Source organism: Microbispora sitophila (genome assembly GCF_014892245.1).
Taxonomy (GTDB): Bacteria; Actinomycetota; Actinomycetes; order Streptosporangiales; family Streptosporangiaceae; genus Microbispora; species Microbispora siamensis.
Genome location: NZ_JADBGC010000001.1, coordinates 36315 through 59428 on the forward strand (window position 1 = coordinate 36315; position 23114 = coordinate 59428).

A 23114-nucleotide genomic window follows, 5' to 3' on the forward strand; every position below is an offset into this window, starting at 1 on the left:
GAAAAAGAATTCGGCGAACGCATCATCGGCCATGTCCCGGGGGCCGTCCAGGGTGATTCCGGTTATTACGCATCCGGATCTCGGGGGCGTACGTATGCGTATTCCGGGGGGTCAGATATTCAGGCCGGGCCGCAGCACGAGCAGATAGAACGCGACCACCGCGGCGTAGCCGAAAAACGCCCACACGGGAAGCCGCCAGCCGGTGCCCGGCCTCTCCTTGCGTTCGTATGGCCGGCCCGCGCTGGGCGTCATGAATCCGACCAGCGCCATTCCCGGCCCCCAGCAGCCGAGGATGCCGTAGAAGACCACCTCGGGGTCGCCGCCGAGACCGGCGGGCACCAGCAGCGCCAGGCCGATCAGGTAGGGGATCCACAGGCGCGTCACGGCCGCCTTGCGGGCGTGTGGGGTGTCCAGGGGCACGCTCGCGGGCAGCGAGTCGAGGTACATCCGGCTGAGCGGCCGCGTGACCAGGTAGAGAACCGCCATCGCGACGGCGGCGACGAGGAACTGGACGGCGGCGGGCACATGGTAGAGACGGGCCAGAACCCCGGTGTCGCCCACCGCGAGCAGCGGTGTGACCACCAGGTAGCCCAGGAACGCCACGACGCCGGTCATCGCCAGCCACATCAGCAGCAACCGCGAATAGGAGGGCCCGCGACGGCGGTACAGCGCCCAGCAGACGAGGCCGGTGACGAGGCTGCCGACCGGGCCGGCGGCGGCCACCAGGGCCTCCAGCTCGCGGTGCGGCGAGGGCACGTGCAACTCGACGAATTGGCCGATGGCAGGATGGAACCCCGCCGCGCGGGCGGCCAGCGCGTGTGATCCCTCGTGCAGGAACACCTCGACGAGTTGCGCCGTCGCGTACGACAGGGAGAGCGGCCCCCAGGCCGCGCGGGCGGAGGGGATGCGCGGAGCGGCGGCGTCCCGCCGGGCCGCCGGGATCTCGGGGGTGCTCGTCACCCTGTCATGGAACCAGAACCGGCAGGGCCGGTCCAGGCGCTTTCCCGCAATTGGAATTTTCTTCCAATAAGACTGGAACTCGTTCTAGTGTGAGACGGCGGCCCGCCCATCTGGCATATCCGTCTTACCTGTGGCCGGGGACGTCGTGTCACCGCGGGGTCGCACGAATTTCATCGCGCGGCCGAGGAAAATCTAGAAACCCGCCAGCAGCCGCTCGGCGGCGATCTCGATGCGGTGCTGGATCTGCTCGTAGGTGCGCCGCCCGCGCAGCATCTCCAGCAACTCCTGCACCCAGACTCCCGACAGGGAGCCGGCGAGTGCGAGCTGGTCCTCCGCGGGAAGGTTCACCGTGCGGCCGTCGGTGGCGACGCGCAGCAGCAGGCTCGCCATCCGGTCGCCGAACGGCGCCTCCACCTCCGCCAAGATCAGGGAGCGGATGAGCGCGTCGGCGAGTTCGGGCTCGCGCATCAGGCCCCGGGTGGCCCTCATCAGCACGTCGACCGCGCGGCCGGCGGGATGGGCGGCGTGCGGCGGGCGCCGCTCGATGCTGGACTCCAGCAGGTCGATCTCCTCGCCGACCACCGCCACGACCAGGTCCATCTTCGAGGGGAAGTAGCGGTAGAGCGTTCCCAGGGCGACGCCCGCGCGCTCGGCGACCGTGCGCATCTGCATCGCCTCGACGCCGCCGCGGGAGGCGAGAGCGGCCGCCGCCTGGACGATGCGCCGGCGCCGTTGGTGCTGGCTCCGGGTGCGGACCCCGGGGGTGGCCGGGGCCGGATGACCGCCCGTGGCGGAGGGGCCTTCGGGAAGCGGTGGTGGGGCGTCGGCGACTGCATGCGAAGTGCGCATAGGAACACGTTATCTGATTTCCGCTCCTTCCGGATGGTTACCCGTGAGTCACAAAAGCGCTGGCGGCTATATGACTTTGGTGTTTCAACCCCGTGTCGTCGCCGGTTCGTGAGCCTCCCTCTGGACAGAGATTAGAATCCGTTCTAGTTTGCGGTTCTGGGTGGGGATCCCGCCCCGCAGACAGGTCCGTGGAACACGTGGGAGGTCCGGTGGACTTCGATCTCGACGAGACCCATGCGGAGTTGCGCGCGCTGGCCGCGTCGGTGCTGGACCGGGAGGCGGACCAGGCCAGGATCGAGGCGCACGAGCGCGGCGGCCGGCCGTACGACGCGGGGGCGTGGAAGGCACTGGCGCAGGCGGGCCTGCTCGGCGCGTGCCTGCCGCCCGAGGCGGGCGGCTCCGGGCTCGGCCCGCTCGCGATGGGGGTGATCCTGCGTGAGGCGGGGGCTCGCGTCGCGCCGGTCCCCGCGCTGCCCGGCCTGATCGCCGCACTGACCGTCGCCGGGCACGGGACGGACGCCCAGCGGCGGGCGCTCGCGCCGTTCGGCGAGGGGGAGGAGGTGCTGACCGTCGCCTTCCGCGAGGCCGGGGCGGGCCCGGGCGACCCGCCGGCCGCGATCGCCAGGGACGGCAGGATCACCGGGCGGCCCGGAATCGTCCCGTACGCCGCCGAGGCGTCGGCCATCCTCGTGCCCGCGCTTTCCGACGGCGAGGCCGCGCTGTTCCTCGTACGGCCCGGGGACGCGCAGGTGCGGCAGGTCCCGACGGCGACGGGGGAGCCCGCGGCCGTGGTCACCCTGGAGGACGCGCCGGGCGAGATGGTGGGGGAGCCGGACGGCGCGGCCGTCGCCGCGCTGCGGCTGAACACCCTGGCCGCCGTGACCGCGACCACCTCCGGGGTCCTCGCGGGCGCGCTCGCGCTGACCAAGGGACACATCGCCACGCGCAGGCAGTTCGACCGGGTGCTCGCCGAGTTCCAGGCCGTGACCATGCAGATCGCCGACGTCTACATCGCCTCACGTGCGCTCGACGTCGCCATGTGGACGGGCGTGTGGCGGCTGGGCGAAGGGCTGCCCGCGGAGCGGGACCTGGCCGTCGCCGCCTACAACGCGGCCGCGGATGCCGTACGGGCGCTCTACACCTGTCAGCACCTGCACGGCGGCATCGGGCTCGACCTGACCTATCCGCTGCATCGCTACTTCGGCCTGGGCAAGCACCTCGCCCAGCTGCTCGGCGGCGCGCAGGCCCAACTCGACCTGATCGGAGCCCTGGTCTGATGTTCATCGAACTGACGGCGGAGCAGCGGCGGCTCCGTGACGACCTGCGGGACTACTTCGCGTCCTGCCTGACCGCCGAGCAGCGCGCCGAGATCGGCCGCGACCCGTTCGGCGAGGCGTACATGGCGCACTGCCGCAGGCTGGGCCGCGACGGCAAGCTCGGCCTCGGATGGCCGAAGGAGTACGGCGGGGGCGGCTACGGCCCGGTCGAGCAGCAGATCTTCGCCAACGAGGTGACCCGGGCCGAGGTGCCGTACCCGCTGATCACGCTGCAGACGGTCGGCCCGACGCTGATGCGGTATGGCACGCAGGCGCAGAAGGAGTTCTTCCTGCCGCGCATCCTGGCCGGAGAGTGCCACTTCGCGATCGGCTACAGCGAGCCGGAGGCGGGCACCGATCTGGCCTCGCTGCGGACGACGGCGGTGCCGGACGGCGACCACTACGTGGTCAACGGCCAGAAGATGTTCACCTCGGGCGCGCACCACGCCGACTACGTCTGGCTGGCGGCGCGCACCGATCCGGCGGCGAAGAAGCACCGCGGGATCACCATGATGATCGTCGACTGCGCTGACCCCGGGTTCTCCTGGACGCCGATCATCACGATGGACGGCCGCCACCACACCAACGCGACGTACTACTCGGACGTGCGCGTCCCGCTCGACATGGTCGTCGGCGAGGTGGACAAGGGCTGGGACCTGATCGTCAGCCAGCTCAACCACGAACGCGTCACGCTCGGGCCCGCCGGCAACATCGGGCACACTCTCGATCGTTTCGCCCGCTGGGCGAGGACCAACCGGGGGCGCGACGGCGCGCCGCTGTGGGAGCACCCCGACGTACGGCGGGCCGTCGCCGAGGTGTACGCGTACTTCCGCACGAACGAGCTGCTGAACTGGCAGGTCGCGGCGTCGATGGACCTCGGCTGGCTGGGCGCGCCCGACGCGTCGGCCACCAAGATCTATGCTTCCGAGCGGGTGCAGGACGTCGGCCGGATCGTCGGCGACACGCTGGCCCGCTTCGGCGATCCGTACGACGAGGAGACGCGCGACCTGATCGAGCGGGTGGACCGGGGCGTCAAGGGCGCGCTCGTGCTCACCTTCGGCGGCGGCGTCAACGAGGTCCAGCGCGAGTTGATCGCCATGCTCGGGCTCGGGCTGCCCAAACCGCCACGATGAGGACACGCCCGGGGCTACCGGCGTTCCGAGCTCAGGGCGTGAAGACCGTCGGCACGTTGAAGAAGACGATCAGCGCGATGATCAGGCAGATCAGGATGCCGACGACTTCCCACAGCCAGTCGTAGTGCCGGTCGCCCTTGCCTCGGCGGCTCCTGCCCGCGCTTTTGCCGCCGGCCGGCCTGCCGGCGCGCTTGCTGCCCGTGTGCCTGCTTGCCGTACTCCTGCGGCTCGGACGGCGGGAGGCAGCGGGTGCGGGAACGGGGACCACCGCGGCGGCCGGGTGCACCAGGGTGTCCGTCTTCGCCGGAGGCTCCTCGGCGGCACGCTCGCCGTCCGCCTCCGCCGGTGGCTCCTCGGCGGGGAGGAAAGGCCCGGCAAGCTGCTCTGCGGGTTGCACGGTCTCCCGGGGAGCGGGCGCGAACACGTCCATGGGGGGAGCGGCCGGGAGAAGCGCCTCGGCGGGCGGCGTCAGCGGGGCCTCGTCGGACGGCTCCTCGGTCCTTGGGAAGGCGCCGGTGGACTCGGGTTGCCGCGACGTGCCCGCCGCCTCGGCCGTACGGAACGCGTCGAAGGGCACGGCGAAGCGGAGTGTGTTGAACAACGCGTCCAGCGGCTCCGCGGGGTGGGGCGTGTGGGCGGTGCCGAACGCGTTGAACGGCTCTGCCGGGCGTGGGGCGGTGCCGAAGGCGTCCAAGGGCTCGGCGGGGTGGGGCGTGCCGGCAGTGCCGAACGCGTCGAACGGCTCTGCCGGGCGCGGGGCGGTGCCGAAGGCGTTGAACGGCTCCGCAGGCCGGGGCGTGCCGGCACTGCCGAACGCGTCGAACGGCTCTGCCGGGCGCGGGGCGGTGCCGAAGGCGTCCAAGGGCTCGGCGGGGTGGGGCGTGCTGGCAGTGCCGAACGCGTCGAACGGCTCTGCCGGGCGCGGGGCGGTGCCGAAGGCGTCGAACGGGTCCGCGCGGTAGGAGGCGTCGGAGGTGCCGAACGCGTCGAACGGCCCGGGGACGGTCTCCGCGACCTGCGGGGCAGGTGGCGGCGTGGCGGGCGCCGTCTGCGGGGGTTCCTGCGCGGATGCCTGCGACGGCTCCACGGGGGCGGCCAGGGCCGCCGGTCGCTCCGCGGGCGTGGGCCGCCCGGTGCGCTTCCTGCGCAGACGGCTCTCGCCGAGCGAGTTGAGCAGCGCACCGCGCAGCCGGGGCATGGGCTCGGTCGTCGCCTCGTGCTTGGCCTTGCGCCGGGAGCCCTGGGGCTGCGCGATGGCGTCGGTCTTGACCACGCACGTGTTGGTGACCTGGTCGGGGTCGCTCAGCGGCAGCGGCCAGGTCGGAGTGGTCGGCCACAGCCTCTTGGTGACCAGCCCGGAGGACTGTCCCCCGCCCGTCGTGGGGCTCCCCGGCTCCTCGTACGGCAGCGCCGAAAGCACCCGGTCGCGTACGGACGCGGCCGGCCGGTGCCAGGGCAGCCGGGCCAGCACGTCGCCGAGGGGGGAGACGCCGATGGCGTCGTAGACCTCCGCGACGGAGGCGGGCACGAACGGCGCCGACCTCGCGGCGGTGACCGCCGTCTCCAGCGTCTGGGCGAAGCGGCGCGTCGCCCCCGCGATCAGATCCTCGGCGGTGTCGGCCGCCACGTCGAGGACCAGCGCCAGTTCGGGCGCGGTGAGGCCGCACACCTCCGACAGCAGCAGGACCTCCCGCTGGTGCGGCCGGATGTCCCGGAACACCCGCTCGATCAAGGAGGTGGCGGGGTCGGCGACGGAGTCGACGGCCGGCAGCGCGTAGCTGACGTCCCGGCGGTAGATCTCCCGGCGCGCCAGCGCGTACAGCGCGGCGCGCGAGGGCGGCTCGGCGGTCGGAGCGGCGGTGAAGACGGCCACCACGGCGTCGGCGGCGGACGCGGTCTCACCGAGCTGGTCGTGGCAGTAGGCGAACAACCCCGCGGCGTGACGCTCGTAGAGCTCGGCGATCAGCTCGCTCCTGGAGCGCTGACCGGTGAGCGGTGGAGTCACGACCGGCTCCTCTGTATTTCGTGGCTGGTCCTATCGGAGGGACGCGGCGGAGGGACGGGAGAGGCGTGAGAGTAATCATGCCAACACATCACCGCGCCACGCATCATGAGATGCCCTATTGATAGATATCTAGGCCCGGATATCGGAGGTTCCCACCGTAGGCTGGCCGCCGGGTGGTGTGTCCGGAACGGGTCACGCTGGATATCGGGGAGGTTGACGGGGAAGAGCGAGTGGGCCTCCTGACGTTGGCTTGATCGCACACTTTTTCGAAGGGCGAGATGGCGTGATCACGTTCGAAGACGTCACCAAGCGCTACCGGGACGGCACGGTGGCCGTGGACGACCTCAGCATGGAGGTGCCCACGGGTGCGATCACCGTGTTCGTGGGCCCCTCCGGCTGTGGCAAGACCACGTCGCTGCGGATGATCAACCGCATGATCGACGCCACCTCCGGCCGCATCACCCTGGACGGTCAGGACGTGCGCGAGATCGACCCGCCCACGCTCCGGCGCGGCATCGGGTACGTGATCCAGCAGGCGGGCCTGTTCCCGCACCGCAAGATCGTGGACAACGTGGCGACCGTGCCGTACCTGCTGGGCTGGAACAAGAAGAAGGCGCGCGCCCGCGCGATGGAACTGCTCGAGCTGGTCGGGCTCGACCCCGGTCTGGCCGGCCGCTACCCCTTCCAGCTCTCGGGCGGGCAGCAGCAGCGCGTGGGCGTGGCCAGGGCGCTCGCGGCCGACCCTCCTGTGCTGCTCATGGACGAGCCGTTCAGCGCCGTCGACCCGATCGTGCGGGCCAGCCTCCAGGACGAACTGCTGCGGCTGCAGGCGGAGCTGCGCAAGACGATCGTGTTCGTCACCCACGACATCGACGAGGCGGTCAAGCTCGGCGACACGGTGGCCGTCCTGCGCGTCGGCGGGCGGCTGGCCCAGATGGCCGGCCCGGCCACGCTGCTCACCGAGCCCGCCGACGACTTCGTCCGCGAGTTCCTCGGCCGCGACCGAGGCATCCGGCGGCTTTCGTTCATCTCGTCCAAGGAGGTGCGGCTGAGCCCGGCGCCGTCCGACCTGGCGGTCGACGAGGACGGCAGGCCGCTCGGCTGGCGGACCGCGGACGGGCTCGCGGCGTACGGCACCTTCAACCCCGAGACCGACTCGCTGCGCGTGGCGCTCGACGCCGCGTTGCTGTCGCCCAACGGCACCGCGGTCGCCGTGGACGAGGAGGGCCGCGTGCGCGGCGTGGCCGGCCGGGACGCGATCGACGAACTGCTCGCCGAGTACGCGCCGCCCGCCGCGGGCTCCGCACGGGGCGGCTCGGGCGGCTCGAGCGGCGGCTCCTCCTCCGGCGCCGGCGACTCCGAGGGGGCGCCCGCGTGACCGAGGAGCCTCTGGTCCGCTGGGACTGGATCGCGCGCAACTGGGCCAACGGCGGCCCCACCGCGATCAGCGCCCTGCTGGAGAACCACGTCGTGATGGCCTTCCTGCCCGTGCTGTTCGGGCTGGTCGTGGCCCTGCCGCTGGGCCTGGCCTGCGTACGCTGGCGCTGGCTCTACCAGCCGACGGTCGCGCTGATGAACGTCACCTATTCGCTGCCGTCCCTCGTGCTGTTCTCGATCTTCCTGTCGATCACCGGGCTCACCCGGTCGACCGTCGTCATCCCGCTGACGTTCTTCGCGCTCGCGGTCCTGATCCCCGCCGTGGTGGACGGCCTGGCCTCGGTGCCCGACCCCGTACGGCAGTCGGCGGTGGCGATGGGGTTCCGGCCCGCGCGTCGGCTGCTCCGGGTCGAGTTGCCGGTCGCGGTGCCGGTGGTCCTGGCCGGGCTGCGGGTCGCGACCGTGTCCAGCATCAGCCTGGTCAGCGTGGGCGCGCTGATCGGCCAGGGCGGGCTGGGCAACCTGTTCATCGACGGCTGGCAGCGGCAGTTCTACACGCCCATCGTGGTCGGGATCGTGCTCATCGTCCTGCTCGCCGTGCTCGCCGACGGGCTGCTCGTGCTCGCCCAGCGGCTGCTGACCCCCTGGTCCCGGGCGAGGAGGACGGCGTGAACTGGCTGGCCGACTTCTTCGGCGACGCGGCGCACTGGTCGGGCCCGGACGGCATCCCGGTCCGGCTGCTCGAGCACCTGGAGTTCTCGGCGGCGGCCTTCCTCGTCGCGGCGCTGATCGCCGTGCCGCTCGGCTTGCTCATCGGCCACACCGGCCGCGGCGCGCTGCTCGTCGTGGTCGCGGCGAACGCCGCCCGGGCGTTGCCGACGCTCGGCCTGCTCGTGCTCGTGGTGCTGCTGGCGGGCGTGGGGACCGTCCTGCCGGTGCTGATCCCGCTGATCGTGCTCGCGGTCCCGCCCATCCTGGTGAACACGTACGAGGGCGTGCGGGGGGTGGACGCCGACCTGCGCGACGCGGCGTACGGCATGGGCCTGCGCGGGCGTCAGGTGCTGTTCCAGACGCTGACCCCGGTCGCGCTGCCGCTGATCCTGCTGGGCCTGCGCCTCGCCGCCATCCAGGTCGTCTCGACCGCCACCGTCGCGGCGTTCGTCGGGCTGGGCGGGCTCGGCCGGTTCATCATCGACGGCCTGGCCACCAAGACCTACGCGGACGTGATCGGGGGAGCGGTCCTGGTGGCCGCTCTCGCCCTGGCCGTCCAGTTCGCCTTCGTCCTGCTCGACCGGGTGGTCGTCTCGCCCGGTGTCCGCCAGGTCCGCTAATCTCGCTATTATCCCCCTAGAATGAAGGGATTTTTTGGTATGAGGCGTATTATCGGCGTCGCGGTGGTCGCCCTGGCCGCGGCGCTCTCCTTATCGGCCTGCGGGGGCTCCGACCCGCTCTCCACGACCGCGTCCGCCGCCCCGTCGGAGTCGGGCTCGGGCGGCGCGGCCCCGGCCAAGGTCGTCGTCGGCTCCTTCAACTTCCCCGAGAGCGTCCTGCTCGCCTCGATGTACGCCCAGGCCCTGCAGGCCAAGGGGGTCACGGTCGAGGAGAAGCCCAACATCGGCAGCCGCGAGGTCGTCTACGACCAGATCAAGAGCGGCGGCCTGACCGTGCTGCCCGAGTACATCGGGTCGCTGCTGGCGTTCGTCGACAAGTCCAGCACGGCCAAGACCAAGGACGAGATCGTCGCCGGTCTCAAGGCCAAGCTGCCGCCGGAGCTGGAGATTCTGGAGCCGTCGGCGGCCGAGGACAAGAACTCCCTGTCGGTCACCAAGGCCACGGCCGACAAGTACAAGCTCACCACCATCGAGGACCTCGCCAAGGTGGCGAAGGACTTCGTGGTCGGCGGGCCGCCGGAGTTCAAGCAGCGCCAGGAGGAGAACTTCAAGAACGTCTACGGCCTGGAGTTCAAGCAGTGGAAGCCCACGGCGGACACCACCGCTGACGCGATCAAGAGCGGCACGATCCAGGTGGGCAACGTGTTCACCACCGACCCCAAGATCGTGCTGAACGATCTCGTGCCCCTGGAGGACAACAAGAACGCGTTCGGGTTCGACAACGTGACGCCCCTCGTCTACAAGCCCGGGGTGAACGACGTCGTGACATCCACCCTCGACGCCATCTCCGCCAAGCTCGACACGCAGACCCTCCTGTCGCTGATGAAGCGGATCTCCGTCGACAAGGACGACCCGCCCGTGGTGGCCAAGGACTGGCTCACCCAGAACGGCCTGCTGTGACGTGAGCGGGGGCCCGAGTCCTCCGGGCCCCCGCTCCGCTCACCAGTTCAGCGGCAGCGTGGCGATGAAGTCGTCGAGCCGCTGGGAGATGATCCGGTGGTCGTGGGCCGAGGGGTGCCAGTCGCAGCCGCCGTAGTCCAGTTCGGAATTGTCGTAGTACCAGTAGCGGACCCGGTCGTCGCCCCGCTCGTTGCGTTCCTGGACGATCTGCCGCGCCGCGTCGGCGAATGCCGTGGTGTTGTACATGTAGGTGGCGCTGACCACGATGACCGCGCGCTTGCCGTACCGGGTCCGGAGCTTGTCGATGAAGCCGTGATAGGCGGTCTTGTACGCGGCGATCAGGGTTTCCGGCGTCCACGGCTCGCCCGGGTTGATCGCGGTGGAGAAGTCGTTGATGCCGAGGCCGATCACGACCAGTTGCGGGTGCCAGGTGCCCGGGTTCTTCCAGACGTCGCCGGGCACGCCGATCAGAGCCCGGTCGTAGTAGGTGCGGTAGTCGGTGCCCGGTTCGAGACCGTTGTAGTTGCGCACCATGCCGCGGCCGGAGAAGGCGTTGATCTGGTAGTCGGCGCCGAGGCGGCGCGCGGTGAGGGCGCCGAAACTGAGGTCGGTGTTGGTGTTCCTGTCGATCTGGCCCGGCGCGGGGCAGTCGCGGGTGTCGGACATGTTGCCGTAGCCGGCGGTGTAGGAGTCGCCGATGAACTCGATCTGCCGGCGGCGGTCGGCCGGAGGGGGAAGGACGGCGCCGCCGGGGGCGGCGACGAACCCGCCGAACTCACCGGTGGACCACGGGCTCTCGGTGCGCTTGACGAGCCGCACGCTGTGCACGCCGCGGCTCGGATTCTCGGCCCAGTACGTCGTGCGGCCGGGGGTCACCAGGGTGGCGACGGTGGCGCCGTCAATCTGGACGTCGTAGTCGTTCACCGCGTCGTCGATCACGATCCCGACGCCGGTGCCGCGGAAGCGGCCCTCGAAGTAGACGCCGGGCCAGCTGTACCGCACCGAGTTCCCCACGACCTCGACCCGGCCGGCGGTGTGCGCCGTGGCCAGGGCCGGCGCGGGCTTGCGTACCGCCGTCGTCTCGGGCGAGGTGGTGGCGTGGGCGGCCGCGGGCAGCAGCGCGGCGGTCACCGCCAGCACGGCCTGCGCCGCCTTGAGAGTGTGTCGCACGGTCTCTCCTTCTCCCCGCCCGCGGACGCCGCGGGCCGTCACACCCGGCCGGGCCTCGTGCAGGCGGCACTGAACGTTTCATGGACGCGGGTGCGGCGACGGGTGCCGATGGCGGCCGCGGCGCGGCGGCACGACGGGCCGCCGGGCCGCGGATCTTCGGCCGGGGCGCGGATGACGTGGGGGTCAACGCCCACCCTTCGCGTCGGATCGGACGAGGCCGCCGGCGAGGCCGGAAACGCTCCCGGGCCGGCGCCGAGTGCAGAGTGTTCGCCTCCACCCCGATCGTCAAGACCGTGCGCTGCCGGCCGATCGGCTCGCCGCCCGGCGTGCCTCGCTCAGCTGGAGAGGGCGAGCTCGACGACGTCGGCGACGGCGCCGTCGGCGCAGGCGCCGACCACGACGTCCGCCGCGGCCCGGACGTCCGGGTGGCCGTCGCCGACCGCCACCCCGAGCCCGGCCACCGCGATCATGTCGATGTCGTTGGGGTTGTCCCCGACCGCGGCGACCTGCTCGAGCGGCACGCCGTGGGACGCCGCCAGAGCGCGGAGCGCGGTGCCCTTGGTCGCGCCCTCGGGCAGCACCTCCAGGTAGGTGGCCTCGGACCGGACCGTCACGGTGCCGGGGATCGCCAGGTCGGGGAGCGGGTCGCCGATCAGCATGCACTTGGTGATCTCACCGGGCGGCAGGGCCGACCAGTCGCCGGGATCCCGCAGGTCGATGCCGTCGCGCCGGGCGTAGTCCCGCAGTTCGGGCACGTCGTCCACGGCCAGCGCCTCGCCGCCGCAGAACGCGACCGGATAGACGCCCTCGGGGAGGTCGCCGAACATCTCCAGCAGCGTCCGCCACGCGCCCGGCGGCAGGTGACGGGAGCGCAGCACGGCTCCCGTGCCGAGATCCACCGTACGGGCGCCGTTGTAGAGGATCGCCGCCCCGTCGAGTCCGAGTTCGTCGTAGAACGGCCGGGCCGACAGCTCCATCCGCCCGGTCGCGATGACGACCTCTCCGCCCGCGGCGCGGAAGCGGCGCAGCGCGTCCCTGCTGGCGGGCACCATGGCGAGGTCGCGCCCCACGAGCGTGCCGTCCAGGTCGGTCACGATCCAGCGGATCACGAGGCCGCCTGTCCCGAGTCCGCCCTCGCCGCGACCGCGGCCGAGATGTCCGGGAAGACCTCGGCCATCACCGACCCGGCGAGGTCGAACCCGCCGACGCACGCGACGTAGCCGCCGGGGGTGAAGACGCTGCCGGACAGCGGGACGAACACCCCGCCCGCCTGAGCGACCAGGAGCGACCCGGCCGCCACATCCCAGGTGTTGATGTTCGTGCCGTGCGCGACGTCGGACCAGCCGGCGGCGACGTGCGCGAGCTTCATCGCCGCGCTGCCGGGCCGGCGGGTGGTGGCGAAGGCGTGCTGGATGCGGGCGAACCGGTGCAGCGCGTCGTCGCCTTCCGCCGTGAGGTCGCGGGGAGTGGGGTAGCTGGACAGCAGCACCGCCTCCCGGTCGGTGCGGGCGCCGGAGCTGCGCAGCGGCACCCCGTTGCAGAAGGCCCCGCCGAGCGAGGCGGTGAACTCGTCGTCGCGCACCGGGTCGTAGACGACGCCCGCCACCACCTCGTCGTCCACGGCGGCGGCGATCGAGGTGCAGAAGAACGGCAGCCCGGCCGCGAAGTTCGCGGTGCCGTCGATGGGGTCGACGTACCAGCGGACCTCGCCCTCGCCGCGTACGCCGCCCTCCTCGCCGACCACCACGCTGCCGGGGCACAGGCGGTCGATGACCTCCCGGATGCGGGCCTCGGCCGCCTTGTCGTGCTCGGTCACCGGGTCGTGGAAGTCGCGCTTCGTGGTGATCTCGGGTCTGGAGCGGAAGGCGTGGCGGAGCAGGTCGCCCACCGATCTGGCCGCCCTGACCGCGATGGCGGCCAGCTCACGTGAGGTGTTCAGGTCCATGTCTCCTCCAGAAGGGTCAGCAGGCCGCGCGGGTCCTCCACGGTCGCCTGGGGGCTCTGGCGCACCCGGTAGGGGATCTTTTCGGTGCTGCCGGAGACCATCAGGACGGTCGCCCCGGCTCCGGCGCGGGCGCCGCACACCACGTCGCGGTCGTAGTTGTCGCCGACGTACCAGACCTGTGCGGGGTCGGCGCCCAGGGCCCGGCAGGCGATCCAGATCATCTCGGGGTTGGGCTTGCGAACACCGACCTCGTCGCTGTAGACCTGCACGGCCACCTGGCGGTCGAGCCCGGCCGTCGTCATGAAGTCGCGATGGACGGCGCCGCACAGCGCGTTGCTGACGACCGCCGGGGTGACGCCGTTCGCCCAGCAGGCCTCCAGCAGCTCCTCCATCCCCGGCCGCAGCTTGCGCCCGCTGCGCAGCTCACCCATCCGGCGGCACAGCGGGGTCGCCTCGGCGGTCACCAGAGTGCGGGCCTGCTCGGGCCAGTCGCCGGCGACGTAGTCGGCCCAGAACTCCCGGTGCGTCATCTCCTCGGGAGCGAAGCGGCGGGAGGTCGAGTCCTTCCAGTACTTGTCGGCGCGCGCGCCCGCCCGGATGTCGCTTTCGACCTCCTCCGCGGTGAGGCCGTCGAAGCCCGCCCGGCGCAGGAGTCCGTGCACCTCGGCGGCGAGCTCGGCCGCCCAGGACGGGCGGCGGGTGGTCTCCACGATCACGCCGCCGAAGTCCAGCAGCAACGCCACGGGCCTGATCACGCCACAGCTCCCATTCCGTCCCAGGCGGACAGCCGCGCGCCGTCCGCGCCGAACAGGTGCATCCGCTCGGTCCAGCAGGTCACCACGTCGCCGGGGGCCGCCTCGACCGGCGTGTAGGACAGCGCGTACAGCTCGGTGTCGAGCACGCGAAGCCGTACGGTCCAGGACGACCCGGCCGGCAGCACGGCCTCGACGACGGCCTCCTCGCACCAGGTGGCGCCGGGCGGCGGCCCGAGGCGCAGCGCCTCGGGCCGGATGCCGACGGCGGCGGGCGCGCATCCGGGTACGCGGGACTCGGCGAAGCGCAGCAGCGACCCGGCCAGGCCGGCGGGGGAAGGCCCGACGTCGACGATCGCCATGGGCGGGCTGCCGACGAACTCGGCGACGAAGCGGTTGGCGGGCCGGTCGTACATGTCCATCGGCGCGGCCACCTGCTGCAGCTCGCCCTCGTTCATGACCGCGACGTCGGTGGCCATGGTGAGGGCCTCCAGCTGGTCGTGGGTGACGAAGACGATCGTCGCGCCCGACTCCTCGTGGATGCGCTTGAGCTCGGCGCGCATCTCCAGGCGCAGCCGGGCGTCGAGGTTCGACAGCGGCTCGTCGAGCAGCAGCACGGAGGGGTTGACGGCGAGCATGCGGGCGAGCGCGACGCGCTGCTGCTGGCCGCCGGACAACTGGGAGGGGTAGCGGTCCATGGCGGCGTCGACGTGCACCATCTTCAGCGCCGCCTCGGCCCTGGCCCTGCGCTCGGGGGCCGGCACCTTGCGCATGCGCAGGCCGAACTCGACGTTGTCGCGTACGGACAGGTGGGGCCACAGCGCGTAGTTCTGGAAGACCAGGCCCATGCCGCGCTTCTCCGGCGGGACGTACAGGCCGCGCTCGACGGAGTCGAGCACCCGGTCACCGACGGCGATGGTGCCGGCCGTGGGCTGCTCCAGACCGGCGATCATGCGCAGGGTCGTGGTCTTGCCGCAGCCGGAGGGCCCGAGCAGGCACATGAACGCACCGTCGGGGACGGTGAGGTCGAGGTTCTTCACTGCGTGCTCGCCGCCGCCGTAGCTCTTGGCGACTCCGGTCAACGTGATGGCTGGCATCTATCCTCCTAGCCCGGACGCCAGGCTGCTCTTGGTCAGCCGCTGGGTCAGGTACGTCATGGTGAAGGAGACCAACGCGATGACGAGGACGACCGCGTTGGCGAGCTGGGTGTATCCGTAGTCCACGAGGCCGATCGACAGCGTCGTGAGCAGTTCCGTGCCGGTCGTGGTGAGCATGACCACGATGCTGAGCTCCTTGAGCCCGGAGATGAACGGCAGCACGATCCCGGTGACGAGCGCGCCCTTCTGGATCGGGAAGATGATCCGCCCCATCCGCTGGAACCAGGGGGCGCCGGCGATCTGCGCCGCCTCCTCCGGCTCGCGGCCGAGCTGGGTCATCGCCGCGATGCCCGAGCGCGAGCTGTACGGCAGGTGGGTCACCGCCATGACCAGGATCAGCAGGAACGTCGTGCCGTACAACGCGGGGATCGGGCCGCGGGCCACGGCGAACAGCGACAGCGACGCGGCGGCGAACGCGATGCCGGGGACGAGGTAGGGCAGGAAGGAGACCTGACGGAGGAAGAAGGCGACGCGCGGGGCCGTCCCGCGCACCACGACGTATCCCACCAGCAGCCCGGCGACCGCGCAGATCACCGAGGCCAGGCCGACGATGCGCAGGGAGTTCCACGCCGCCGCCCACAGCTCGGAGCCGCGGAAGACGCCGTGCGGGAACCCGACCGCCCCGGGCAGCCGCTCGGCGAACCAGTAGTCGAGGGTGAAGGTCGACAGGTCCAGCGGCGTACGGGTGACCGTGGACAGCAGCAGGGTGAACACCGGGACCAGCACGCTCACCCCGAAGACCACCAGGCCGAGCGCGAACGCCGGCCAGCGCAGGCGGCGCAGGTCGCTCAGCCGGTCCATGCTGCCCTTGCCGCCGACGGTGACGAACCGGCGGTGCTCGCGGGTCATCCGGGTGTCGGCGAGCACGATCACCACCCCGACGACCACGATGACCGTGGCGAGCACGGACGCCACGCCCGTGCTGCGGTCGCGGATCGACTGGAACAGCCCCGTCGACAGCACCCGGAAATCGGCCGGCAGCCCCAGCACGTACGGCGTGCCGAACGTGCCGAGCACCCGGCCGACCACCAGCAGCACGGCCGACGACAGCGCGGGGAGCATCAGCGGGATCACGATGCGGCGCACGACCGTGCGCTGCGGCGCGCCGAGGATGCGCGCCGAGTCCACGAGCTGCGCGTCGATGCGCCGCAGCGCGTTGCCGACCAGAAGCAGCACGAACGGGTAGTAGTGCAGCCCCAGGGTCACGATGATCGGGAGCGCGCCGTACGCCAGCCAGTCGGGCGTGTGCACGCCCTGCGCCTGGAGGAACCCGACCTGACCGCCGGCGCGCTCGTTCTTGAACAGCGTGAGCCACGCCAGCGAGAAGGTCCACGACGGCAGCATGTACGGGATCACCAACGCGCCCGCCAGCCACTTGCGTCCCGGCACGTTGGTGCGGGTCACGAGCCACGCCATGCCGCCGCCGAGGACCAGGGCGAACAGCACGGTGCCCAGCGCGACCACCAGCGTGTTGAGCAGCGGCTGCCAGAACAGCAGCCCGCTGATCTGGGAGCGGAAGACCCGCCAGAGGTAGTAGCCGGTCCATTCGCCGACCGCCTGCCCGGCGTGCACGTCGTCGCCGTACTGCAGGCGGAAGGCGTCGGACAGCACGGCGACCAGCGGCGCCACGACGAGGTAGCCGAGCAGGACGACGAGGATCAGCCCGAGCGCGGCGGTCGGGTCGTGGCGCAGGACGCGCAGCCGATAGAGCAGCCTGCGCGATCTGGGTGGTCGGGGCGGCGTCTCCGCCTTGGTCACAACAGCCATGGGGGGTACTTCCTTCGAGGTCGGGGACCGCCGGGGTGCGGGGCCCCGCTTTCAGCGTTGCCGGGAAGTCGGGAAGGGGCGGGAAACGGGCCGTCGGGTTCCGGGCCGTCGGGGTTTCGGGCCGTCGGGTTTCGGGGCGCGGCGGAGCGGGGTTTCCGCCTGGTGGGACGCGGCTCAGTGGCTGCGTTTGAGCATGGCGTCGGCGAGCGCGTCGGCGGCCTCGCCGAGTCGCCGGCCCACCGCGTCGAGGCGGGCCAGCAGCTCGCGCTCGCGCAGCGTCTCCATCCGCAGCGGGCCGCTGAACAGCTCGGCGAGCCGGGCCTGGCACAGCTGTCGCAGGCGGTTGCAGCACTTGCGGGTGGCGAGCACGGCGACGGTCACCGAGCCGGGGTCGTCGAGCATCTTCAGCACGGCCGCGTCCAGCTCGGCCAGGCCGTCGATCACCGCCTGCAGCGGCTCGACCGCGAAGCCGAGGTCCTCCGGCCCGAACAGGTCGGTCTCGCGTACGTAGTCGCGCAGGTGGTCGAGGACGTCGTCGATGGAGCGGGAGAGCCGGAACAGGTCTTCCCTGTCGATCGGCGTGGCGAGCACCCGGAGCAGGGTCTCCACGAGCTCGGCCCGCGCCGCGTCCCCCTCGTGCTCCACCTCGGCCATGCGGGCCCGCGCGGCCGACCTGTCCGTCTCGCCGGCGGCGGTGGCGCGGGCGAGACCGGCCCCGGCCCGCGCGACCGCGATCTGCCCGCGGACCAGGCCGACCACCCGCCGTGCCGACCGCCCCCGCAGGTCGTCCCAGGCGCGCGCGAACCGGCGGCCGCGCCCGCGCGCGCCGGTCACGCCAGCCTGAGCGCCAGCCCCGCGAGGCAGCCCAGCGCCAGCGACGACGGCAGCGTGACCAGCCACGCCGTTCCCATGTTCACCACTGCCTGCCATCGCACCCTCCGTGCTCCTTCGCTTGCCGCCACGCCGACCACGCCGGCCGTGATGGACTGGGTCATGCTCACCGGGCTGCCGAGGGCCGAACTGCCGAGCACGGCGCCGGTGGCCGCCGTCTCCGCCGAGACGACGTGCAGCGGCCGGGTGATGACCAGGCCGCGGCCGAGCCGGGCGCCGACCCGGGGGAGACCCGCCAGCGCCCCGGCGAGGAAGAGCGCCACGAGGACGGCCATCCACACCGGCGGGACGTCGACCGGGCCCACCCGGCCGATCCCGCCGCGGCCAACGCCGATCGCCACGCTCGCGACCGCGATCATCTTCTGGCCGTCGTTCACCGCGTACGCGAGGCACTGGGCCGCGTACGCCAGCAGGTGGGCGGTGCCCACGAGCCGGGGCATCCGCTGGTAGGACGGCACCCGGCGGGACGCCGTCCCGAGCAGGTAGCCGAGGGCCAGCCCGGCCAGGGGTGCCCCGGCCCCGACCGCGAGGACGGTGGCCACTCCCCGCCACGACACCGGCAGACCTGCGCCGAGCCCGGCGCCGGTGATGCCGCCGATCACGGCGAGCGTGAGGCTCGTGGGCAGGCCGCGGCCGGTCAGGACCGCGACCACCGTCACGGCGACCACCACTCCGGTGAGGAAGGCCGCCGCCCCCTGCCCGGTGTCCAGCCCCGCCAGCCGTTCGGTGAACGTCCGGGCGACCGTGACGCCCAGCACGTACGGCCCGGCGAACAGGGTCGCGGTGAGCAGGGCGGCGGCCGTCCAGCCCGGGGAGCGGGGGAAACGCAGCCCGAGCCCGATCAGGGTCGCCCCGTCGTTCGCCCCGCTGATCACCGTGAAGAGCACCGCCGCCGCGGCGAACGCGAGCGTCCACCCCATCAGAGGTAGGGCCGCTGGTCACGCTTGGCCTCGTCGTAGCGCTCGCGCGCGGCGCGCGCCTCGGCGAGCCCGGACACCTCGGCCACCGGCACGTCCCACCACGCCTCGGCGCCCGGCGCGGGGCCGGGGACCGTCTCGACGTAGACCACGGTCGTGCGGGGGGACGCGACGGCCTTGGCGAGCGCGGCCCGCAGGGTCTGCGGATCGGCCGCCGTCAGCACGTCGGCGCCGAGGCTGGCCGCGTTGGCGGCGAGGTCCACCGGCAGCCGCTCCCCGTCGAGCCGGCCGTCCGGGCCGCGCGTGCGGTAGGCGGTGCCGAGCCGGAGCGCGCCGACCGACTCGCTCAGCGCGCCGATCGAGGCGAAGCCCTGGTTGTCCACCAGGACGATGACGAGCTTGACGCCCTCCTGCACGGCGGTGGCGATCTCCTGGGCCATCATCAGGTAGGACCCGTCGCCGACGAGCACGAACACCTCACGCTCCGGGGCGGCGAGCTTCACCCCCAGGCCTCCGGCGATCTCGTAGCCCATGCAGGAGTAGCCGTACTCGACGTGGTACTGCCCGGGGTCGGAGGCCCGCCAGAGGCGGTGCAGGTCGCCCGGCATCGACCCGGCCGCGTTGACCACCACCCCGCCTGCGGCGACCTCGTTGAGCACGCCCAGCACCACCGGCTGGGTCAGCTCGGTCCCGCCGTAGAACCGGTCGGTCTCGGCCTGCCATGCGGCGGCCAGTTCGGCCGCCCGGCTCGTCCAGCCGGGGTCGGCCCGCCAGTCCACGTCATCCAGCGCCTTCAGGGCCTCGCGGGCGTCGGCGACGAGCGTCCCGGCCGCGTGCTTGGCCGCGTCGAACGCCGCCACGTTGACGTTGAGGAACCTGGCCTGCCCGAACAGCGTCCGCGAGGCGGTGGTGAAGTCGCTGTAGCGGGTGCCGATCCCGATGACCAGGTCGGCCTCGCGGGCCAGGGTGTCGGCGGCGCGGGTTCCGGTGTGCCCGATCGCGCCCACCGCGCGCGGATGGTCGTACGGCACCACGCCCTTGCCTGCCTGGGTCTCGGCCACCGGCACGCCGTGACGTCCGGCGAAACGGGCCAGCTCGGCGCAGGCGCCGCTGTACTTGACCCCGCCCCCGGCGACGATCAGCGGGCGGCGCGAGCCGCGCAGTAGCTCGGCGGCCCTGGCCAGGGCGGCGGGTTCGGGGGTCGGCCGGGCCACGTGCCAGACCCTGCGCGCGAACAGCTCCTCGGGCCAGTCGTACGCCTCGGCCTGCACGTCCTGCGGCAGCGCCAACGACACCGCGCCGGTCTCGGCGGGGTCGGTGAGCACCCGCATGGCCCCAAGCAGCGCCGCCGGCAGTTGCTCGGGCCGGTTGACCCGGTCCCAGAAACGGCTGACGGGCTTGAGGCAGTCGTTCACGCTGACGTCGTACGACCGGGGGTCCTCCAGCTCCTGCAGCACCGGCGAGGCGACCCGGGTGGCGAACAGGTCGCCGGGCAGCAGCAGCACCGGCAGCCGGTTGATCGTGGCCAGCGCGGCCCCGGTGACCATGTTGGTCGCGCCCGGCCCGATCGAGCTGGTGCAGGCGAGCGTGGACAGCCGGTCGGACTGCCGGGCGTAGCCGACGGCCGTGTGCACCATCGCCTGCTCGTTGCGGGCCAGATAGTAGGGCAGCGGGTCGTGGGTGCCCGCGCCCTGCTCGGCCAGGGCCTGGCCGATGCCCGCGACGTTGCCGTGCCCGAAGATGCCCACGCACCCCGCGATCAGCCGGTGCTCCACGCCGTCGCGCTCGGTCCACTGCTGCGCGAGGAACCGCACCAGCGCCTGCGCCACCGTGAGCCTCGTCGTGTTCCTCATGACGCACCTCCGAGCCGGGGATCGACGGGCTGATCGGCCCACGAGTCGCGGATCCACGCGTGCCTCGGATCGTCGGAGAAGGCCATGGATCGCTTGTCCGCCGGGCCGGCCAGGACGTTCAGGTAGTAGAGGTCGTAGCCGGGCGCGGCCATCGACGGGCCGTGGTAGCCGTGCGGGACGAGCACCACGTCGCCCGCCGACACCTCGGCCAGCGTCTCGTGGGTGCCGTACACCCGCTGGTAGCCGGGGCCGCCCTCGAAGTAGTAGATCTCCTCGAGCACCGCCTCGTGCTCCGACGGCGTGTCGTGCTTGTGCGGGGGATAGGACGACCAGTTGCCGCCCGGCGTGATCACCTCGACCGCCACCAGCTTGTCGCAGTCGAACGCCTCCGGAGAGCAGAAGTTGTTGACCTGCCGGGTCGCCTGTCCCGCGCCCCTGATCTCCACCGGCACGGCATCGGCGGGGCCGTACCTGATGGGGAAGCGGCGGGTGGCCCGGGCGGCCGGGAGGGCGATCCTGCCCCTGCCGGTGATCGTGACCCGGGCGTCGACCGGCAGGTACGCGAAGTCGGTCGGCCCGGAGAACACCGAGAGGCGTCCGGTCAGCGACAGCCGCAGGCCGTCGGCCACGACGTCGCACGCCCCCGACAGCGGCAGGACGAGCATCTCCTCCTCGCCGGTGGACAGCTCCACCGGCCGGTCCGCCAGGTCCACGACCCGCAGCCCGGCGTACGTCCAGCCCGCGGCCTCGGGAGTGATCTCGACGTCCCAGGGGCCGGAGGCGGCCGTGCCGTGGGGGATGTAGGTCATGTGGTCTCCAGCAGGTTGACCGCGGCGTCCACGGCCGCCGCGACGTCGTCGTCCGGTGGATAGAGCAGCGCCCGACCGGCGACCAGGCCGCGCACGCCCGGCAGGCGCAGGGCCTTGCTCCAGGAGTCCCAGATCTCGTCGGAGCCGGGCTCGCCACCGAGCAGCAGCACGGGCAGCGTCGTGGCCTCAAGGACGCGTTCCATGTCCTCGGTCACCGGGAGCTTGAGCCAGGTGTGGGCGGAGGTCGCTCCCAGCCCCTGGCCGACGCTGATGGCGCGGATCATCGCCTCGGGCGACAGGTCGTGCCGCACCACGCCCCCGACACGATGGGACCAGAACGGCTCGATCATCGCCATCAGCCTGTGCCGTGCGAGCTGGGTGACGGCCTGCCCGCAGCTCGCCAGCGTGGCGGCGGTCGCGTGGTCCTCCAGCCCGATCCGGCAGAGCATCTTGCCGCCGTCGAAGCCCATCGCCGCGAGCGATTCGGCGTCGTAGGCGGTGAAGCGGTCGTCGAACTCGAACGCCGCGCCCTGGACGCCGCCCCGGTTCATCGAGCCGATCACGATCTTGTCGTCGAGGGCGCCGAGCAGCAGCAGGTCCTCCACGATGTCGGGAGTGGCGAGCAGCCCGTCCACACCGGGCCGGGCCAGGGCGGTCGTCAGCCGGTCGAGCAGGCTGATCCTGCTCTCCATCGCCATCGGGCGTCCGGCCACGCCGAGCGCGCCCCGGGCCGGATGGTCGGCCGCGATGATCAGCAACCGGCCGCGCCCGCTCAGCAGCGGACGGCGCCTGCGGACCGCGGCGGCCTGGGCCACCCGCTCCGGGTGCCAGGCCCGGTCGTCGAGCAGGCGGCGGTAGTCCTCCTCACGCATGCCCGGCGTCCCCCCTTCCTGCTTGTCCACGAGGGACGTCCCCCTGGATGACGTTCCCCGGGTGCGGGGGAAGCCCCCGCGCGGAACCCCGTGTCACGACGGTCTCGATCTCGCCGAGGGTCGGCATCGCCGGAGCGCAGGCCAGCCGGCCGGCGACGATCGCGCCCGCGGCGTTGGCGAACCGCAGCGTCCGCTCCAGGGGCCAGCCCGCGAGCAGCGCGTGGCACAGCGCTCCGCCGAAGGCGTCCCCGGCGCCCAGCCCGTTGACGACCTCGACCTCGACGGGCGGCACCACCGCCGTCTCGCCGGCCGTCATGCCCAGCACCCCGGCCGATCCTTGCTTGATGATCGCGAGTTCGACCCCGGCGTCGAGCAGGGCCCGGCCGGCCGCCTCGGGATCGCGCAGGCCGGTGGCCACCTCGGCCTCGTCGAGGTTGCCGACCGCGACCGTCACGTGTTCGAGCGCCTCGCGCACGTGCCGCCGGGCCGTACGCGGGTCGGGCCAGAACATCGGCCGGTAGTCGAGGTCGAGCACGGTGTGCGGGGCGCGTCCCCTGGCCTTCAGCGCCGTCAGGTGCGCGCCGCGCGACGGCTCGTCGGACAGGCCGGTCACGGTCGTCCACAGCAGCGCGGCGCCGGTGACGGCGGCCAGGTCGAGCTCGGCGGGGAGGATCTCCAGGTCGGGCGCCTTGGGCCAGCGGTAGAAGAACAGCGGGAAGTCCTCCGGCGGCCGGATCTCGCAGAACGTCACGGGGGTCGGCAGGCCGGGCACCGCGGTGACGTAGCGGTCGTCCACGCCGTACTCGCGCAGCGCGTCGTGCACGAAACGCCCGAACGGGTCCGCGCCGGTGCGGGTGATCACGGCGCTGCGGCGGCCCAGGCGGGCGGCGGCCACGGCCACGTTGGTCGGGCTGCCGCCCAGGTATTTGCCGAAGGTCGTCACCTGCCGCAGGGAGACCCCGACCTCCAGTGGGTAGAGGTCGACCCCGACCCGCCCCATGGTCAGCACCTCCGGCGCGGCCGCCGCGGTGTCCGACACAGTGCCCGCCT

The 23114-nt window shown here is 72.5% G+C and carries 21 protein-coding genes; 6 read left to right on the forward strand and 15 right to left on the reverse strand.

The annotated features are described in order from the left end of the window. Window positions 1-111: 111 nt before the first annotated feature. Complete coding sequence (locus IL992_RS00170) at window positions 112-960, reverse strand: zinc metalloprotease (RefSeq protein ID WP_193201271.1); 849 nt, start codon at window positions 958-960, stop codon at window positions 112-114. 192 nt (window positions 961-1152) lie between these two features. Beyond that, window positions 1153-1809, reverse strand: a complete 657-nt coding sequence (locus IL992_RS00175) for a TetR family transcriptional regulator (RefSeq protein ID WP_193201272.1) — start codon at window positions 1807-1809, stop codon at window positions 1153-1155. 209 nt (window positions 1810-2018) lie between these two features. Between IL992_RS00175 and IL992_RS48140 the strand changes: the two genes are divergently transcribed. Both IL992_RS48140 and IL992_RS00185 read left to right on the forward strand, forming a co-directional pair. Next, on the forward strand, window positions 2019-3086 hold the full coding sequence (locus IL992_RS48140) for an acyl-CoA dehydrogenase family protein (protein ID WP_193201273.1): 1068 nt from the start codon (window positions 2019-2021) through the stop codon (window positions 3084-3086). Continuing rightward, window positions 3086-4258, forward strand: coding sequence for an acyl-CoA dehydrogenase family protein (locus IL992_RS00185; RefSeq protein WP_193201274.1), 1173 nt, complete (start codon window positions 3086-3088; stop codon window positions 4256-4258). Before IL992_RS48140 ends, IL992_RS00185 begins: the two co-directional genes overlap by 1 nt. Window positions 4259-4289: 31 nt before the next feature. Here the strand turns inward: IL992_RS00185 and IL992_RS00190 are convergent, their stop codons facing one another. Beyond that, window positions 4290-6263: a hypothetical protein gene (locus IL992_RS00190; RefSeq protein WP_193201275.1), complete on the reverse strand. Its 1974-nt coding sequence runs from the start codon at window positions 6261-6263 to the stop codon at window positions 4290-4292. A gap of 283 nt (window positions 6264-6546) precedes the next feature. Between IL992_RS00190 and IL992_RS00195 the strand changes: the two genes are divergently transcribed. From IL992_RS00195 to IL992_RS00210, 4 genes are read left to right on the forward strand one after another with little or no spacing between them, the layout of a single operon-like run. Further along, window positions 6547-7641, forward strand: coding sequence for an ABC transporter ATP-binding protein (locus IL992_RS00195; RefSeq protein WP_193201276.1), 1095 nt, complete (start codon window positions 6547-6549; stop codon window positions 7639-7641). Then, a complete protein-coding gene (locus IL992_RS00200) occupies window positions 7638-8312 on the forward strand; it encodes an ABC transporter permease (RefSeq protein WP_319018223.1) in 675 nt (224 codons plus the stop codon). The genes IL992_RS00195 and IL992_RS00200 overlap by 4 nt, the downstream gene beginning before the upstream one ends. Next, window positions 8309-8971 (forward strand): ABC transporter permease, encoded by a 663-nt coding sequence (locus tag IL992_RS00205; RefSeq protein ID WP_079316752.1) that lies wholly within the window; start codon window positions 8309-8311, stop codon window positions 8969-8971. The genes IL992_RS00200 and IL992_RS00205 overlap by 4 nt, the downstream gene beginning before the upstream one ends. Before the next feature lie 39 nt (window positions 8972-9010). Continuing rightward, a complete protein-coding gene (locus IL992_RS00210) occupies window positions 9011-9931 on the forward strand; it encodes an ABC transporter substrate-binding protein (RefSeq protein WP_193201277.1) in 921 nt (306 codons plus the stop codon). Between the two features lie 39 nt (window positions 9932-9970). On the opposite strand, the gene IL992_RS00215 is transcribed toward IL992_RS00210, so the two are convergent. The 12 genes from IL992_RS00215 to iolC form a co-directional block, all read right to left on the reverse strand. Beyond that, complete coding sequence (locus IL992_RS00215; protein ID WP_319018224.1) at window positions 9971-11101, reverse strand: SGNH/GDSL hydrolase family protein; 1131 nt, start codon at window positions 11099-11101, stop codon at window positions 9971-9973. A gap of 335 nt (window positions 11102-11436) precedes the next feature. Next, window positions 11437-12210, reverse strand: coding sequence for a Cof-type HAD-IIB family hydrolase (locus IL992_RS00220; RefSeq protein WP_319018225.1), 774 nt, complete (start codon window positions 12208-12210; stop codon window positions 11437-11439). After that, window positions 12207-13046, reverse strand: coding sequence for an inositol monophosphatase family protein (locus IL992_RS00225; protein ID WP_193201278.1), 840 nt, complete (start codon window positions 13044-13046; stop codon window positions 12207-12209). The genes IL992_RS00220 and IL992_RS00225 overlap by 4 nt, the downstream gene beginning before the upstream one ends. After that, on the reverse strand, window positions 13037-13801 hold the full coding sequence (locus IL992_RS00230) for an HAD family hydrolase (protein ID WP_193201279.1): 765 nt from the start codon (window positions 13799-13801) through the stop codon (window positions 13037-13039). The genes IL992_RS00225 and IL992_RS00230 overlap by 10 nt, the downstream gene beginning before the upstream one ends. Next, window positions 13798-14895 (reverse strand): ABC transporter ATP-binding protein, encoded by a 1098-nt coding sequence (locus IL992_RS00235; RefSeq protein ID WP_193201280.1) that lies wholly within the window; start codon window positions 14893-14895, stop codon window positions 13798-13800. Before IL992_RS00235 ends, IL992_RS00230 begins: the two co-directional genes overlap by 4 nt. Beyond that, window positions 14896-16722: an ABC transporter permease gene (locus IL992_RS00240; RefSeq protein ID WP_193201281.1), complete on the reverse strand. Its 1827-nt coding sequence runs from the start codon at window positions 16720-16722 to the stop codon at window positions 14896-14898. Window positions 16723-16896: 174 nt separating this feature from the next. Beyond that, window positions 16897-17556, reverse strand: coding sequence for a DUF47 domain-containing protein (locus tag IL992_RS00245; protein ID WP_319018227.1), 660 nt, complete (start codon window positions 17554-17556; stop codon window positions 16897-16899). Further along, window positions 17553-18533, reverse strand: coding sequence for an inorganic phosphate transporter (locus tag IL992_RS00250; RefSeq protein ID WP_193201283.1), 981 nt, complete (start codon window positions 18531-18533; stop codon window positions 17553-17555). Before IL992_RS00250 ends, IL992_RS00245 begins: the two co-directional genes overlap by 4 nt. Beyond that, window positions 18533-20383 (reverse strand): 3D-(3,5/4)-trihydroxycyclohexane-1,2-dione acylhydrolase (decyclizing), encoded by a 1851-nt coding sequence (gene iolD, locus IL992_RS00255; RefSeq protein WP_193201284.1) that lies wholly within the window; start codon window positions 20381-20383, stop codon window positions 18533-18535. Before iolD ends, IL992_RS00250 begins: the two co-directional genes overlap by 1 nt. Beyond that, window positions 20380-21192, reverse strand: coding sequence for a 5-deoxy-glucuronate isomerase (gene iolB / locus IL992_RS00260; RefSeq protein ID WP_193201285.1), 813 nt, complete (start codon window positions 21190-21192; stop codon window positions 20380-20382). The genes iolD and iolB overlap by 4 nt, the downstream gene beginning before the upstream one ends. Continuing rightward, complete coding sequence (locus IL992_RS00265; RefSeq protein ID WP_193201750.1) at window positions 21189-22064, reverse strand: Cgl0159 family (beta/alpha)8-fold protein; 876 nt, start codon at window positions 22062-22064, stop codon at window positions 21189-21191. Before IL992_RS00265 ends, iolB begins: the two co-directional genes overlap by 4 nt. Beyond that, window positions 22057-23064: a 5-dehydro-2-deoxygluconokinase gene (gene iolC / locus IL992_RS00270; protein WP_193201749.1), complete on the reverse strand. Its 1008-nt coding sequence runs from the start codon at window positions 23062-23064 to the stop codon at window positions 22057-22059. The genes IL992_RS00265 and iolC overlap by 8 nt, the downstream gene beginning before the upstream one ends. Window positions 23065-23114: the final 50 nt, after the last annotated feature.

What these genes read in the sequence shown, in the direction of transcription:
- IL992_RS00250 (WP_193201283.1), bottom strand. Translation starts at nt 18,533, where the DNA reads ATGGGGTGGACGCTCGCGTTCGCCGCGGCGGCGGTGCTCTTCACGGTG.
- IL992_RS00185 (WP_193201274.1), top strand. Translation starts at nt 3,086, where the DNA reads ATGTTCATCGAACTGACGGCGGAGCAGCGGCGGCTCCGTGACGACCTG.
- IL992_RS00265 (WP_193201750.1), bottom strand. Translation starts at nt 22,064, where the DNA reads ATGCGTGAGGAGGACTACCGCCGCCTGCTCGACGACCGGGCCTGGCAC.
- iolC (WP_193201749.1), bottom strand. Translation starts at nt 23,064, where the DNA reads ATGGGGCGGGTCGGGGTCGACCTCTACCCACTGGAGGTCGGGGTCTCC.
- IL992_RS00210 (WP_193201277.1), top strand. Translation starts at nt 9,011, where the DNA reads ATGAGGCGTATTATCGGCGTCGCGGTGGTCGCCCTGGCCGCGGCGCTC.
- iolD (WP_193201284.1), bottom strand. Translation starts at nt 20,383, where the DNA reads ATGAGGAACACGACGAGGCTCACGGTGGCGCAGGCGCTGGTGCGGTTC.
- IL992_RS00225 (WP_193201278.1), bottom strand. Translation starts at nt 13,046, where the DNA reads ATGGACCTGAACACCTCACGTGAGCTGGCCGCCATCGCGGTCAGGGCG.
- IL992_RS00235 (WP_193201280.1), bottom strand. Translation starts at nt 14,895, where the DNA reads ATGCCAGCCATCACGTTGACCGGAGTCGCCAAGAGCTACGGCGGCGGC.
- IL992_RS00175 (WP_193201272.1), bottom strand. Translation starts at nt 1,809, where the DNA reads ATGCGCACTTCGCATGCAGTCGCCGACGCCCCACCACCGCTTCCCGAA.
- IL992_RS00240 (WP_193201281.1), bottom strand. Translation starts at nt 16,722, where the DNA reads ATGGCTGTTGTGACCAAGGCGGAGACGCCGCCCCGACCACCCAGATCG.
- iolB (WP_193201285.1), bottom strand. Translation starts at nt 21,192, where the DNA reads ATGACCTACATCCCCCACGGCACGGCCGCCTCCGGCCCCTGGGACGTC.